The sequence below is a fragment of the Streptomyces sp. 135 genome (genome assembly GCF_020026305.1).
Lineage (GTDB): Bacteria > Actinomycetota > Actinomycetes > Streptomycetales > Streptomycetaceae > Streptomyces.
In genome coordinates this window covers 1,709,232-1,723,413 of the sequence record NZ_CP075691.1, presented here as the reverse complement: position 1 = coordinate 1,723,413, position 14,182 = coordinate 1,709,232, and the positions used below count along the sequence as shown (strand labels likewise).

Here is a 14,182-nt window from a genome sequence, read left to right as displayed (position 1 = left end):
CTCGCGCCCAGGCGGTACATCACGCCAGTGCCGGCACCGCGCAGGCGATGAGCAGCGGCCCCGGCTCCGCGAAGCCCCGCTTCAGGGAGGCCGCGAACTCCTCGGCCGTCGTGGCCCGTTCGGCGGGCACGCCCATGCCGCGCGCCAGCGAGACGAAGTCCAGGGCGGGGCCGGAGAGGTCGAGGAGCCGCCGCGCCCGCGCCCCGTCCGCCGTCGCGCCGACCGCCCCGAGCTCCAGCTTCAAGATCGCGTACGAGCGGTTGTCGAAGACGACCGTCGTGACGTCGAGGCCCTCGCGCGCCTGCGTCCACAGGGCCTGCGGCGTGTACATCGCCGCGCCGTCCCCCACGAGGGCGAGCACGGGCCGGTCGGGGCAGGCCACGGCCGCCCCCGCCGCGAGCGGCAGACCCTGCCCCATCGAGCCGCCGGTCAGCGTCAGCCAGTCGTGCGGCGGCGCCCCCGCCGTCGCCCCGGGCAGCCAGATGCCCGAGGTGTTGGCCTCGTCGACGACGATCGCCTGCCCCGGCAGCAGCGCCCCGATCACCGCCGCCGCCGACTCGGCGGTCAGCTCACCGGAGGGCAGCGCGGGCCGGACCGCCGCTTCCCGCACGGGGGAGACACCGGCCCCGACCACCTCGGCGAGGCCCTCGAGCGCGGCCGGCACGTCCTCCGCGCCCGTCGCGAGCGTGTGCACCGCGCACTCCTCGGGCACCAGCGCGCCGCCCTGCCCGGGGTGGGCGAAGAAGGCGACCGGCGGCACCGCCCCGGCGAGCACCAGGTGCCGTATGCCCCCCAGTTGGTGCCGCGCGCCCGCCGCGAGGTAGGCGAGCCGCTCCACGACGGGCCGGCCCGCGCCCCGCTCCAGGCGCGCCGGGAACGTCTCGCACAGCAGCTTCGCCCCGGTGGCCGCGGCGACCCGCCCCGCGGCCACGAGCCCCGCCCGCGCGGCCGCCCGCCGAGCAGCAGGGCGGCACCGGCACCGGACCGCAGCGCCTCGGCGGCGCCCGTCACCGCGTCCACCGACACGAGGCCGCGCCGCGGTGGCGGCGGGCATGGCCGTGGGCTGCCCGTCCGCCTCGGACCAGGACACGTCGGCGGGCACGACCAGCGTCGCGATGGCGCCCGGCGGTCCGGTGGCCGCGGCGACGGCCTGCGCGACGTCCCCGGCGAGTTCACCGGCGTGATACGTACGCCGGGTCCAGGCCGACACGGTGCGGGCGAGCGCCCCGATGTCGGACTCCAGGGGCGCGTCGAGCCGCTTGTGACGCAGGGCGTGGTCGCCGACGACGTTGACGACAGGCGTCGCGGCCCGGCGCGCGTTGTGCAGGTTGGGCAGGCCGCCCGCGAGGCCGGGGCCCAGATGCAGCAGCGTGCACGCGGGGCGCCCGGTCATCCGCCCGTATCCGTCGGCGGCCCCCGTCGCCACGCCTTCGAAGAGGCACAGCACCGGCCGCAGCGCGGGTGCCTCGTCGAGTGCGGCCACGAAGTGCATCTCGGAGGTGCCGGGATTGGCGAAGCACGCGCGGACGCCACCGCCCACGAGGCCGTCGATCAGGATCTGCGCTCCGTTCGGCATGGCGTTCCGCCTCTGCTCGGTGGCCGGGGCGCGCGGTCGGCGCCGCCGCCCGGTGCGGGGGAGAGGCCAGTCTTCACGGGGTGCGGGCCGTTCGCGGCAGCCGGGATCCGGCCAGCCGCCGGGGGCCCGCCGGGCCCGAACCTGCGCCGGTAGTCGGACGGGCTGAGCCCCGTCTCGCGGCGCAGCCTGGCCCGCAGATTGGCGGCGGTGCCAAGGCCGCTGCGGCGCGCGACCACGTCGAGGCGTTCCTCGCCGCGCTCGATGAGGCGGCAGGCCAGGGCCACGCGCTCGGCGGTGAGCCAGGCCAGCGGTGTGGTGCCCAGCTGGGCGCGGAAGCGGCGGTGCAGGGTCGCGGGGCTGAGCCCGGCGCGCGCCGCGAGGCCGGTCACGGTGAGCGGCTCGTCCAGCCGCTCCTGCGCCCAGGCGAGCACCGGGGCGAGGGACTCGTCCCGCACCTGGGGAACCGGCCGCTCCACGAACTGCCGCTGCCCGCCGTCCCGGTGCGCCGCGAACACGAGACGCCTGCTCACGGAGTTGGCGACCTCGGCGCCGAAGTCCTTTCGCACGATGTGCAGGGCCAGATCGAGGGCGGCCGCGCTGCCCGCCGCGGTGAGGATGTCGCCCTCGTCCACGAAGAGCACGTCCGGTTCGAGCCGCACGGCCGGAAACAGCTTCCGGAAGGAGTCGGCCCACTGCCAGTGCGTGGTGGCCCGGCGCCCGTCGAGGATGCCCGCCTCCGCGAGCGCGAAGGCGCCGGTGCACAAGCTCATGATCCGGACGCCGCGCGCGTGGGCCCGCCGGATGGCGTCCCGTACGGCCGGGGCGCGCGGCACGGTGTTGTCCGGCCGCCCCGGCAGGATCAGCGTGTCGGCGCTCTCCACGGCGTCGAGTCCGGGTACGCCGGTGAGGGTGAAGAACCCGTGGTTCATGCGGACGCCGGGCCTCGGCGTGCACAGCACGACGTCGTAGAGGGCTCCGGGCAGGCCGAGTTCGGGCCGGGGCAGGCCGAACACCTCGGTGGCGGCGCCGACTTCGAAGGGATTGGTCCCCTCGTCGACGACGACCACGACCCGGTGCGGTGTCCGCCGCGCGGCCGGTTGCGAGGATCCTTGCGCCATATGCGGTTTCTAGCACTCGTGGCGGCGGTCCGTCACGTCGCAAGATCACCTCATGAACAGCGAACCCGTGACCCCTGCCCCCCTGACCGGCGATCCCATCGCCCTCGACCAGGCCCTCGCCTCCTTCGACGCCCTGTGGAGCCCCCGCATCGTCACCACCGTCAACGACTACGACGTACGCGTGGCCAAGGTCGAGGGCGAGCACCTCTGGCACGTCCACGACGACACCGACGAGTTCTTCCTCGTGCTCGGCGGCGAACTCCGCATCGGCCTGCGTGAGCCCGCGGGGGAGCGCACGGTCACTCTGCCGCGGGGCTCGGTCTTCACGGTCCCGCGCGGCACCGAGCACAAGCCGTCCGCCCCCGACGGGGCCCGCATCCTGCTCTTCGAACCCACCGGCACCTCCACGGTCGGGGACCGCCACGAGGACGTCCCCGCCCACGTGGACGCCACGACGGGGCACGCGCTGACCGAGTAACCGCCACCGCTCGCCGCCCCCCTCGTATGGGACCCGTCAAGACGCCCGCCACCCCCGTATGGACGGCGTCAACGACGGCCGAAAACGAACGAAAGGGAGCTTTCCTCGAACCGTTCACGCATCTACTTCCTCAGGAGCTCACGATGGCCGATGTGGCCTTCGTCGTCACCACGATCGCGGTCTTCGCGCTGGTGGCCCTTGTCGCCAAGGGGGTGACGAAGCTGTGACCGCCGAGAACGTCGTCGGCCTGGTCGTGGCCGTCGCCCTCCTGGGCTATCTCGTCCTCGCCCTCGTCTTTCCCGAGAGGTTCTGAGTACGGATATGAGCCCCGTCCTTGCCGGCGTGCTCCAATTGCTCGCTCTCATAGCCGCGCTCGCCCTGGCCCACCGCCCGCTCGGTGACCACATGGCCCGCGTCTACGGCTCCAAGAATCATCTGCGCGTCGAGAAGTGGCTCTACCGGGCCATCGGCGCCGACCCCGACTCCGAGATGCGCTGGACCGCGTATCTGCGCGGCGTCCTCGCCTTCTCGGCGGTCGGGGTCCTCTTCCTCTATCTGCTCCAGCGGCTCCAGGGCGCGCTGCCCGGCTCGCCGGGCTTCCGATCCATCGACCCGGACCAGGCGTTCAACACCGCCGCCTCCTTCGTGGCGAACACCAACTGGCAGTCGTACTCCGGCGAACAGGCCATGGGCCACGTCGTGCAGACCGCCGGCCTCGCCGTGCAGAACTTCGTCTCGGCGGCGGTGGGGATCGCCGTGGCGGTGGCCCTCGTACGCGGCATCGCGCGCTCCCGCACCGGTGAGCTCGGAAACTTCTGGGCCGACCTGGTGCGCGGCGTCGTCCGCGTCCTGCTGCCGATCTCCGTGGTCGGCGCGCTCGTCCTGGTCGCCTGCGGCGCGATCCAGAACTTCGCCGGCATCCACGAGGTCGGCCAGTTCCTGGGCGGCACGCGGCAGTGGAACGGCGGCGCGGTCGCCTCGCAGGAGGTCATCAAGGAGCTGGGCACGAACGGCGGCGGCTACTTCAACGCCAACTCCGCCCACCCCTTCGAGAACCCCGGCCCCGTCTCCAACCTCTTCGAGATCTTCCTGATCCTCGTCATCCCCTTCTCGCTGACCCGCACCTTCGGCAAGATGGTCGGCTCCGTCCGCCAGGGCTACGCGATCCTCGCCACGATGGCGACGATCTGGCTCGGCTTCACCGCGCTGATGATGTGGACCGAGTTCCACCACGGCGGTCCGGCGTTCGACCTGGCCGGCGGGGCGATGGAGGGCAAGGAGACCCGGTTCGGGATCGGCGGCTCGTCGATCTTCGCGGTGGCCACCACGCTCACCTCCACCGGCGCCGTGAACTCCTTCCACTCCTCCTACACCGGCTTCGGCGGCGGCATCGAGATGCTCGGCATGCAGCTCGGCGAGATCGCCCCCGGCGGCACCGGCTCCGGCCTCTACGGCATGCTCGTGATGGCGGTCATCGCCGTGTTCATCGCGGGCCTGATGGTCGGCCGCACCCCCGAGTACCTGGGCAAGAAGATCGGCACCCGCGAGATCAAACTGGCGGCCTGCTACCTCCTGATCACCCCGGCGCTCGTGCTCGGCTTCACCGCCGTGTCGATGGCGCTGCCCACGCCCAAGGAGTCGATGCTCAACTCCGGGGCGCACGGCTTCTCCGAGATCCTGTACGCCTTCACGTCCGGCGCCAACAACAACGGCTCGGCCTTCGGCGGCCTGAGCGCGGACACGACCTGGTTCAACACCACGATCGGTCTCGCCATGCTGCTCGGCCGCTTCCTGCCGATGGTGTTCGTCCTCGCGCTCGCCGGTTCGCTGGCGGAGCAGCAGCCGGTCCCCAGGACCGCGGGCACCCTGCGCACCGAGAAACCGCTCTTCACCGGGTTGCTGGTCGGCACGATCATGATCATCACCGGTCTGACCTACTTCCCCGCCCTCGCGCTGGGACCGCTTGCCGAGGGGCTGGCGTCATGAGCACACACACCAAGGAACACGAGATGGACCGCCGGGACGAGGGGCCGGCCGCGACCCGCGCGCCCCACCAGGACGTGCCGAGCGGGCACAGGCCCCCGGACGAGGGCAAGGTCGGCGCGGGCCTCTTCGACCCCGCCCAGCTGCTGAGGTCCCTGCCCGACGCCTTCCGCAAGCTGCACCCGCGGGTCATGGCCAAGTCCCCGGTCATGTTCGTGGTCCTGACCGGCTCGGTGGTCACCACCGTGCTCGCGGTGAAGGACCCGGGGAACTGGTTCGGCTGGGCGATCACCGCCTGGCTCTGGCTGACCACCGTCTTCGCCAACCTCGCCGAGGCCGTCGCCGAGGGCCGTGGCAAGGCGCAGGCCGACACGCTGCGCAAGGCCAAGACGGACACGGTCGCGCGCCGCCTGACCGGCGGCACCGAGGAGCACGTCCCCGGCACCGACCTGCGCGTCGGCGACCTGGTGGTCTGCGAGGCGGGCGACATCATCCCCGGCGACGGTGACGTCGTCGAGGGCGTCGCCTCCGTCGACGAATCCGCGATCACCGGCGAGTCGGCTCCCGTCATCCGGGAATCCGGCGGTGACCGCTCCGCCGTCACGGGCGGTACGAAGGTCCTCTCCGACCGCATCGTCATCAAGATCACGACGAAGCCCGGCGAGACGTTCATCGACCGCATGATCAACCTCGTCGAGGGCGCGGCCCGCCAGAAGACGCCCAACGAGATCGCCCTGAACATCCTCCTGGCGTCCCTCACCATCGTCTTCCTGCTCGCCGTCGTCACGCTCAAGCCCTTCGCGATCTACGCCGGGGCCGACGGCCAGACCTCCCTGATCGTCCTGACGGCGCTGCTCGTCTGCCTCATCCCCACCACCATCGGCGCCCTGCTCTCCGCGATCGGCATCGCGGGCATGGACCGCCTGGTGCAGCGCAACGTCCTCGCCATGTCCGGCCGGGCCGTCGAGGCCGCGGGTGACGTCTCCACCCTGCTGCTCGACAAGACCGGCACCATCACACTCGGCAACCGTCAGGCCGCGGAGTTCGTGCCGGTGCGCGGCACCACCGAGGCCGAGGTCGCCGACGCCGCCCAGCTCTCCTCGCTGGCCGACGAGACGCCCGAGGGCCGCTCCATCGTCGTACTCGCCAAGGAGAAGTACGGCCTGCGCGAGCGCCACCAAGGGGAGCTGACCGGCGCCCAGTGGGTGGCGTTCACGGCGCAGACCCGCATGTCCGGAGTGGACGCCGACGGCCGCCGGGTCCGCAAGGGCGCGACCGGCTCGGTCATCGCCTGGGTCGAGGAGCGCGGGGGAGAGGTCGCCGAGGACGCGCGGGAACTCAACGACCGCATTTCGCAGGCCGGCGGCACGCCGCTGCTGGTGGCCGTGGAAGACGCTGACGGCGCCCGGGTCCTCGGGGTGATCCACCTCAAGGACGTCGTCAAGGAGGGCATGCGCGAACGCTTCGACGAGCTGCGCCGCATGGGCATCAAGACCGTCATGATCACCGGCGACAACCCGCTGACCGCCAAGGCCATCGCGGACGAGGCGGGCGTGGACGACTTCCTCGCCGAGGCCACGCCCGAGGACAAGATGGCGCTGATCAAGCGCGAGCAGGCCGGCGGCAAGCTGGTCGCGATGACGGGCGACGGCACCAACGACGCCCCCGCCCTCGCCCAGGCGGACGTGGGCGTGGCGATGAACACGGGTACGTCGGCCGCCAAGGAGGCCGGCAACATGGTCGACCTCGACTCGAACCCCACGAAGCTGATCGAGATCGTGGAGATCGGCAAGCAACTCCTCATCACGCGGGGCGCGCTGACGACGTTCTCCATCGCCAACGACGTCGCGAAGTACTTCGCGATCATCCCGGCCATGTTCGCGGTGGCGTACCCGGGCCTCGACAAGCTCAACATCATGAACCTGTCGTCGCCAGAATCCGCGATCCTCTCCGCGGTGATCTTCAACGCCCTGATCATCGTCGCGCTGGTGCCCCTGGCCCTGAAGGGCGTGCGGTACCGCCCGATGAGCGCGGACCGGATGCTGCGGCGCAACCTCGGCGTCTACGGCCTCGGCGGGCTCGTCGCCCCGTTCATCGGCATCAAGATCATCGACGGACTCATCTCCCTCATCCCCGGCATTGGGTGACGCGCTCATGAACAACTCCGTAGGCAACACCGCCCGGCTGCTCGGCGCGGGCCTGCGCGCCCTCCTCGTCCTGACCCTGGTCTGCGGCGTCCTCTACCCGCTCGCGGTGACCGGCGTCGCCCAGGCCCTCTTCCACGACAAGGCCAACGGCTCCGAGATCAAGGCGGACGGCAGGGTCGTCGGCTCCGAACTCATCGGCCAGCGCTACGACCTCCCGCTCAAGAAGGGCCAGAAGACCCCCGAGCCCGACCTCAGGTGGTTCCAGCCGCGCCCCTCCAACGGCCTCGGTGAGAACAGCGTCAACACTCAGTACGAGCTGCTCCTGTCCGGCGCCACCAACCTGGCCGGTGACAGCAAGGAGCTGATCGCCCAGGTGAAGAAGGCGAAGGCGGCCGTGGTCAAGGACAACTCCACGGCCAACCACGAGGTGGCACCCGCCGACGTACCCCCCGACGCGGTCACCTCCTCGGGCTCCGGCCTGGACCCGCACATCTCCCCGGCGTACGCCGCCCTCCAGGTCCACCGCGTGGCGGAGAGGAACCACGTGAGCGTGGCCCGGGTCCGGAACCTGGTCGACGAGCACACCGAAGGACGGACCCTCGGCTTCATGGGAGAACCGCGCGTGAACGTCCTGCGGCTCAACATCGCCCTCGCGGAACTGACCGGGCGGCGCCACGGCTCCTGACCACCTGACGAGGCCGTGGGGTACTCCGGGCGGACAACACGGAATTCACGATGCACGACCGCGATGAACCCGTCCGTCGCGCCGGAGCGTGATAGTTGTCCTTGGGCAGGCCTTACCACCTCCTGGAGTGCCCGTCATGACCCCTGGCGTCACTGTTCGGGACGAATACCCCGAACTTAAGGAAATCGCCCTGTTCGCGGAGCGGTTCGCGCACGAGATCGAGACGTTCGTCCCGGGAACGCGGTCCGAAACGGACGCCGCCGCCCCGTTCGTCGCAGGGTTCACCGAGTCGGTGGTCCGTTGCCTGGATGCCGCTGTGCCCGAGGAGCAGATCAAGCGGGCGCTCCGGCCTCTGCGCGCGGCATTGAAGGTGTCGCCACTCGTGCTGCGGGCACAGGAGCAGCGGCGCGGGTACCCCGGTGACTTCGAGATCATCGAGCAGATCGTGTCGGGGGACACCGAAGCCGAGCCCGGGACGACGGGCTGGTTCATCGACTCCTTCCTCCAGGCATCGCCCATCACACAGCAGCACCGGAACAAGATCGCGCATCAAGGAGAGCTGATCCGCCGCACGTTGGCCCGCCGCCCGCACGGCAGGCACGGGCGGCGGATCCTGCTCATCGCCTGCGGCGGTGCCGCCGACCTTCGTACCGTCGAGCCCGGGTTGTTCGGCCACGAAGACATCGTCGTACTCAACGACATCGATCCGGACGCGCTGGCGCATGCCGGTACGCAGGTAGCCCCCGGCGTGGACGAGCACCTCTTCGGGGTGTGCGGGAACGTGTTCACCGTCCTCCCCGAGCTGGCCGCGCACGGGCCGTACGACGCGATCCTCGCCGGTGGCCTCTTCGACTACCTGCCGGACCGCCCCGCCCGGCTGCTCATCACCTACGCCATGACCCGGCTGTGCGCCCCGGGCGGCGTCTTCTATTTCTCCAACATCAGCACCGGCAATCCGTTCGGTCACCTGATGAAGTACCTCGCCGACTGGCCGCTGATCGAGCGCGGGGAGTCCGACGTCCATGCGTTGGTGGCCGCGGCGGCCCCGAACCAGACGCGGCGGGCCGTCATCCGCCGGGACGCGACGGAGTTCACGCTGCTGACGGAACTGACCAGACGCCAGGAGCCGGCCCCCGCGGGCTGAGTGCGAGAGACAAGGGGAGCAGCGGGAGTGCCGGGACACTCACGGGTGACCCCGCAGCGGTGCTGCTTGGTTGGCCCACCGCAAGGGCCCAGGATGGCAGCCGAGTTGCCGAACACTCATATAGAGGGCGCGACCCAGGCAAGTCAGGAGTATTCACCATATGAGCGACAGCTATCCGGCCATCACGAAGGTCCTCACGGGGACGTTCGGTGTCGATCCCGACGAGGTCCACCCCGAGGCCACCTTCGACAGCCTCGGCCTCGACTCACTCTCGCTCGCCGAGCTCTCCCTGCTCGTCGAGGAGCGCACGGGGCAACGGCTCGAAGACCTGCCGCCGACCGCGACGCTGGCCGATGCCGCGGCGGTGCTCGACCGGTCGGTGGCCTCGGGAGGTTCGACCGTGCCAGCCCCCGGCGGCACGGAGCGATGAGCGAGCGCGCGATCGCCGTGACCGGCCTGGGCATGGTGACCCCTGCGGGGGTGGGCGCCCGGGCCACCTGGGACGGCCTGGTCGCCGGCCTGCCGACCGCTGCCACCGACCCCGTCCTCACCGGACTCCCGCAGGACTTCTCGTGCCGCGTCCCCGACTTCGACGCCTACCGGCAGCTGGGAAGACGTCTGGCATGGCGGCTCGACCGCGGCACGCAACTGGCCCTGGTCGCCGCCCGCGAGGCCGTGGCGGACGCGGCCCTGGACCCGGCTTCCTGGCCGTCGTGCGATGTCGCCGTCGTCATGGGGGTGGGCACCTGTAGCTTCGAGCACTACGAGCGGGAGTTCGCACGGGCCGCAGCCGGCCGGCCCGACAGGGTCTCGCCCTTCGCCCTGCCGCGGAGCGTGCCGAACATGGTCGCCGGCGAGATCGGCCTGGACCTCGGCGCCCGCGGCGCCAACCTCACCGTCAGCACGGCATGCGCATCCGGGACCACGGCTCTGGGCGTGGCCCGCGACCTGCTCCGCTCCGGGAGCTGCGACATCGTGCTCGCCGGAGGCGCCGAATCCGTCTGTCATCGCATCCCGGCCATCTGTTTCGCGCAGATGGGCGCGCTCTCGACCCGCCGCCACGACCCGGGCGGCGCCTCCCGCCCCTTCGATCGCGACCGGGACGGCTTCGTCCTCGGGGAAGGAGCGGCCGTCCTCGTCCTGGAGCGCAGCGACCACGCCCGCGCCAGGGGTGCCACGGCCAGGGCACTGCTGACCGGATACGGCGCCTCCTGTGATGCCCACCACATCACCTCGCCCGATCCTCAGGGGCGCGGGCTGGCACGGGCTATCCGGTCGGCGTTGCGCGACGCACGGCTGGGCCCTGACGACATCGACCACATCAACGCCCACGGAACCTCGACCCGGCCCAACGACCTCGCGGAACACCACGCCTTCCACTCGGTGTTCACGCCACCCCCGCCGGTCACCGCCTCGAAGAGCGTCCTGGGGCACGCCGTGGGCGCCGCCGGCGCCATCGAGGCAGCGGCGACCGTTCTCACCTTGCAGCACCAGATAGTCCCGCCGACCGCCAATGCCGACACGCCTGACCCCGACATCGACCTCGACATCGTGCACAAGTCCGTACGCGCCGTCCGGATGCGGACGGCCATCAGCACCTCGAGCGCCTTCGGAGGGCAGAACGCCGCAGTCATTCTCAGCCGGAGCGCACAAGGCCTGCCCCGCCCATGACGCGGTCGGACGCGCCACCACCCAGGAACGCAGAAAACCCCACGTGAAGTGGGGTTTTCAACTGGTGTCCGAGGGGGGACTTGAACCCCCACGCCCGATAAAGGGCACTAGCACCTCAAGCTAGCGCGTCTGCCATTCCGCCACCCGGACCAGGTGTCTGTCTTCGCGGGGTGTTCCCCGCGGCGACACAGAGAACATTACCAGGCTTCCGGGGGCACTCGATCACCCCTCCGCCACCCCTGCACCCAGCGTGAACTGCTGATGACGGCACCCGCCCGCCCTTGGGCCCGGAGCCCGGGAGAGAGAGGATGAGGGGGACCACCAGCAGCGAATGCGGGAGGAGCCAGCGTGAGCGGGTCCAGCACGGGCAAGGCCGTCACCGGTGAGGACGAGGTCGTCGACCTCTGTCGCGAACTGATCCAGATCGATACGAGCAATTACGGCGACCACTCGGGCCCGGGGGAGCGCAAGGCCGCCGAGTACGTCGCCGAGAAGCTCGCCGAGGTCGGTCTCGAGCCGAAGATCTTCGAGTCCCACCCCGGCAGGGCGTCCACGGTGGCGAGGATCGAGGGCGAGGACCCGTCACGGCCCGCGCTACTCATCCACGGCCACACCGACGTCGTACCGGCCAACGCCATGGACTGGACGCACCACCCCTTCTCCGGGGAGATCGCGGACGGCTGCGTGTGGGGCCGGGGCGCCGTCGACATGAAGGACATGGACGCGATGACCCTCGCGGTCGTCCGCGACCGGCTGCGCACCGGCCGCAAGCCCCCGCGCGACATCGTCCTCGCCTTCCTCGCGGACGAGGAGGCGGGCGGGACGTACGGCGCGCGGTACCTCGTCGACAACCACCCCGACCTCTTCGAGGGCTGCACGGAGGCGATCAGCGAGGTCGGCGGCTTCTCGTTCACCGTCAACGAGAACCTGCGGCTCTACCTCGTCGAGACGGCCCAGAAGGGCATGCACTGGATGAAGCTGACCGTGGACGGCACCGCCGGCCACGGTTCGATGATCCACAAGGACAACGCGATCACCGAGCTGTCCGAGGCCGTCGGCCGCCTCGGGCGGCACAAGTTCCCCGTACGCGTCACCAAGACGCTGCGGCACTTCCTCGACGAGCTCGGCGACGCCCTCGGCACCGAGCTCGACCCGGAGAACATGGACGAGACGCTCGCCAAGCTCGGCGGCATCGCCAAGCTCATCGGCGCCTCCCTCCAGAACACCGCCAACCCGACGCAGCTCGGCGCCGGTTACAAGGTGAACGTGATCCCCGGCCAGGCCACCGCGCACGTCGACGGCCGCTATCTGCCGGGTTACGAGGAGGAGTTCCTCGCCGACCTGGACCGGATCCTCGGCCCGCGGGTCAAGCGCGAGGACGTGCACGCGGACAAGGCGCTGGAGACCACCTTCGACGGAGCGCTGGTCGACGCCATGCAGACCGCACTGCGGGCCGAGGACCCGATCGCGCGCGCGGTGCCCTACATGCTCTCCGCCGGCACGGACGCCAAGTCCTTCGACGACCTCGGCATCCGGGGCTTCGGCTTCGCGCCGCTGAAGCTGCCGCCGGAGCTGGACTTCGCGGGCATGTTCCACGGGGTCGACGAGCGGGTACCGGTCGACGGCCTCAAGTTCGGCGTCCGGGTGCTGGACCGGTTCATCGACGCGTCCTGACGGGAGCCGGCCGGAAGGCGGCCGGTTATCGTCTGCTTTTCATGGTGAAACGACACTCCAATAATCGCCAGCGCGTGCGTACTTGACTGAAAAGAGTGAAAGCACTCTTCAGCTCGTAGCCCCCTTACTCCTTCCTCGTTACAGGTGGTGCAGTCCGCGGCTGGGACTGCATTGCCAACAAGGAGGAACAATGATCAAGAAGATCGTCGCTGCTGCGGCTGCCACTGGTGGTCTCGTGCTCGCCGGCGCGGGCGTCGCCGCTGCCGATGCCGGTGCCCAGGGTGCCGCCGTCAAGTCTCCCGGTGTCGTCTCGGGCAACGTCATCCAGGCCCCGATCCACGTCCCGGTGAACGTCTGCGGCAACACGGTCAACGTGATCGGGCTGCTGAACCCCACCTTCGGCAACACCTGCATCAACAAGTGACGTTGTTGTGCCTCACCCCTTGAGGGGCTGAGTCCGTCGGCCCCGGAGCGCGCGCCATGCGCTCCGGGGCCGACGGGCATTCCAGGTCCGGGCAAGGGCCCGGGCGTATTCCGGAAGGTAGAAGGCAGGGAACAGCTATGCGACAGGGCACCCGCAAAGGATTGATCACCATGGCGGCCGCGACGGGCGTACTCGCCATGTCCGGTGGCTACGCGCACGCCGACTCGACCGCCAGGGGGGGCGCCTCGGATTCCCCCGGAGTGCTGTCGGGCAACACCGTCCAGGCCCCCATTGACGCCCCGCTCAACGTGTGCGGCAACACCGTGAACGTCGTCGGGGTCCTGAACCCCGCGATGGGCAACAACTGCGCCAACTCCGGCAAGGGGGGCGGCTCGCACAAGCCCTCCGGCGGGGCCAAGGCCGAGGGGCGCACCAGCGACTCCCCGGGCGTCGGTTCCGGCAACACCGTCCAGGTGCCGGTGAACGCTCCGGTGAACGTCTGCGGCGACAGCGTCACCGTCGGCGGTCTCGGCAACGCGACCAGTGGCAACGGCTGCGCCAACGACAGCGGCCCGGTGACCCCGCCGGGCGGCGAGAAGCCGCCGACGGACCCCGAGCACCCCGGGAAGCCGGAGGAGCCGGGCAAACCGGGGGATCCGGGCAAGCCCGAGCAGCCTGGTAAGCCGGGAGAGCCCGGTAAGCCGGGGGACCCGGGCAAGCCCGAGCAGCCCGGTAAGCCGGGGGATCCGGGTAAGCCCGAGCAGCCCGGTAAGCCGGGGGATCCGGGTAAGCCGAACCACCCGGGCACGCAGACCGTCACCCCGCCCGAGGGGACCTCGCAGCTCGCGCAGACCGGCAGCTCGCTGCCGGTCGGCCTCGCGTTGCCGATGGGCGCGGGCGTGCTGCTCGCGGGCGCCGTGCTGTACCGGAGGGCGCGGGCGGGCGCCTGAGTCACCCTGTGCCCGTGCGGTCAGCTGCCGCCGGGCACGCCGGAACGGAGCGGGCCCCGCCGTCGCGGGGCCCGCTCCGGTTCCCGCGGCCCCGGATCAGACGGGCTCGCGCCCGCTCACCAGGTGGCCCGCACCTGGCGGATGATCCGTCGTTTCAGCCGCACTCTGCGGCTCCCGTCGGGGTGCAGACTCAGGCGGTCCAACTCCCAGTGTCCGTACTCTGCGTGGTCTGTCAGCAGACGTGTGGCTTCCTTGCGGGTGACCCCGCGCGGTACATACACGTCGACAAATTCGTATTCCGGCATCGCATCTATTGTGCGGGCACGGGCCCT

At 71.0% G+C, this 14,182-nt stretch carries 15 protein-coding genes and 1 tRNA gene; 12 read left to right on the top strand and 4 right to left on the bottom strand.

What is annotated here, in order from left to right:
* Positions 1-19 precede the first annotated feature (19 nt).
* Both KKZ08_RS07715 and KKZ08_RS07710 read right to left on the bottom strand, forming a co-directional pair.
* Positions 20-1,576 (bottom strand): acetolactate synthase large subunit, encoded by a 1,557-nt coding sequence (locus KKZ08_RS07715; protein ID WP_223773730.1) that lies wholly within the window; start codon positions 1,574-1,576, stop codon positions 20-22.
* A complete protein-coding gene (locus tag KKZ08_RS07710; RefSeq protein ID WP_223773729.1) occupies positions 1,552-2,694 on the bottom strand; it encodes a helix-turn-helix domain-containing protein in 1,143 nt (380 codons plus the stop codon). Before KKZ08_RS07710 ends, KKZ08_RS07715 begins: the two co-directional genes overlap by 25 nt.
* 82 nt (positions 2,695-2,776) lie before the next feature.
* Between KKZ08_RS07710 and KKZ08_RS07705 the strand changes: the two genes are divergently transcribed.
* From KKZ08_RS07705 to KKZ08_RS07665, 9 genes are all read left to right on the top strand, one after another.
* The gene (locus KKZ08_RS07705) at positions 2,777-3,172 is read left to right on the top strand and encodes a cupin domain-containing protein (RefSeq protein ID WP_223778946.1); all 396 of its coding nucleotides are present in this window, start codon (positions 2,777-2,779) and stop codon (positions 3,170-3,172) included.
* Positions 3,173-3,198: 26 nt separating this feature from the next.
* On the top strand, positions 3,199-3,399 hold the full coding sequence (locus KKZ08_RS07700; protein WP_223773728.1) for a hypothetical protein: 201 nt from the start codon (positions 3,199-3,201) through the stop codon (positions 3,397-3,399).
* Complete coding sequence (gene kdpF / locus KKZ08_RS07695; RefSeq protein ID WP_037802756.1) at positions 3,396-3,485, top strand: K(+)-transporting ATPase subunit F; 90 nt, start codon at positions 3,396-3,398, stop codon at positions 3,483-3,485. Before KKZ08_RS07700 ends, kdpF begins: the two co-directional genes overlap by 4 nt.
* An 8-nt stretch (positions 3,486-3,493) precedes the next feature.
* Positions 3,494-5,158 (top strand): potassium-transporting ATPase subunit KdpA, encoded by a 1,665-nt coding sequence (gene kdpA / locus KKZ08_RS07690; protein WP_223773727.1) that lies wholly within the window; start codon positions 3,494-3,496, stop codon positions 5,156-5,158.
* On the top strand, positions 5,155-7,302 hold the full coding sequence (gene kdpB / locus KKZ08_RS07685) for a potassium-transporting ATPase subunit KdpB (RefSeq protein WP_223773726.1): 2,148 nt from the start codon (positions 5,155-5,157) through the stop codon (positions 7,300-7,302). Before kdpA ends, kdpB begins: the two co-directional genes overlap by 4 nt.
* A 7-nt stretch (positions 7,303-7,309) precedes the next feature.
* Positions 7,310-7,987, top strand: a complete 678-nt coding sequence (locus KKZ08_RS07680; RefSeq protein ID WP_223773725.1) for a potassium-transporting ATPase subunit C — start codon at positions 7,310-7,312, stop codon at positions 7,985-7,987.
* Between the two features lie 136 nt (positions 7,988-8,123).
* A complete protein-coding gene (locus tag KKZ08_RS07675) occupies positions 8,124-9,131 on the top strand; it encodes a class I SAM-dependent methyltransferase (protein WP_223773724.1) in 1,008 nt (335 codons plus the stop codon).
* A gap of 160 nt (positions 9,132-9,291) precedes the next feature.
* Positions 9,292-9,561, top strand: a complete 270-nt coding sequence (locus tag KKZ08_RS07670; RefSeq protein WP_223773723.1) for a phosphopantetheine-binding protein — start codon at positions 9,292-9,294, stop codon at positions 9,559-9,561.
* Complete coding sequence (locus KKZ08_RS07665) at positions 9,558-10,802, top strand: beta-ketoacyl-[acyl-carrier-protein] synthase family protein (protein WP_223773722.1); 1,245 nt, start codon at positions 9,558-9,560, stop codon at positions 10,800-10,802. Before KKZ08_RS07670 ends, KKZ08_RS07665 begins: the two co-directional genes overlap by 4 nt.
* Before the next feature lie 62 nt (positions 10,803-10,864).
* Here KKZ08_RS07665 and KKZ08_RS07660 read toward each other — a convergent pair.
* A tRNA-Leu gene (locus KKZ08_RS07660) sits at positions 10,865-10,952 on the bottom strand.
* A 198-nt stretch (positions 10,953-11,150) separates the two neighbouring features.
* Between KKZ08_RS07660 and KKZ08_RS07655 the strand changes: the two genes are divergently transcribed.
* The 3 genes from KKZ08_RS07655 (at position 11,151) to KKZ08_RS38835 (ending at position 13,850) form a co-directional block, all read left to right on the top strand.
* On the top strand, positions 11,151-12,476 hold the full coding sequence (locus KKZ08_RS07655) for a M20/M25/M40 family metallo-hydrolase (RefSeq protein ID WP_223773721.1): 1,326 nt from the start codon (positions 11,151-11,153) through the stop codon (positions 12,474-12,476).
* Positions 12,477-12,666: 190 nt separating this feature from the next.
* Positions 12,667-12,900: a chaplin gene (locus KKZ08_RS07650; RefSeq protein ID WP_223773720.1), complete on the top strand. Its 234-nt coding sequence runs from the start codon at positions 12,667-12,669 to the stop codon at positions 12,898-12,900.
* A 137-nt stretch (positions 12,901-13,037) separates the two neighbouring features.
* Positions 13,038-13,850, top strand: coding sequence for a chaplin family protein (locus KKZ08_RS38835; protein ID WP_223773719.1), 813 nt, complete (start codon positions 13,038-13,040; stop codon positions 13,848-13,850).
* A 116-nt stretch (positions 13,851-13,966) separates the two neighbouring features.
* On the opposite strand, the gene KKZ08_RS07640 is transcribed toward KKZ08_RS38835, so the two are convergent.
* Positions 13,967-14,155, bottom strand: a complete 189-nt coding sequence (locus KKZ08_RS07640) for a DUF5703 family protein (RefSeq protein ID WP_127911640.1) — start codon at positions 14,153-14,155, stop codon at positions 13,967-13,969.
* Positions 14,156-14,182 lie beyond the last annotated feature (27 nt).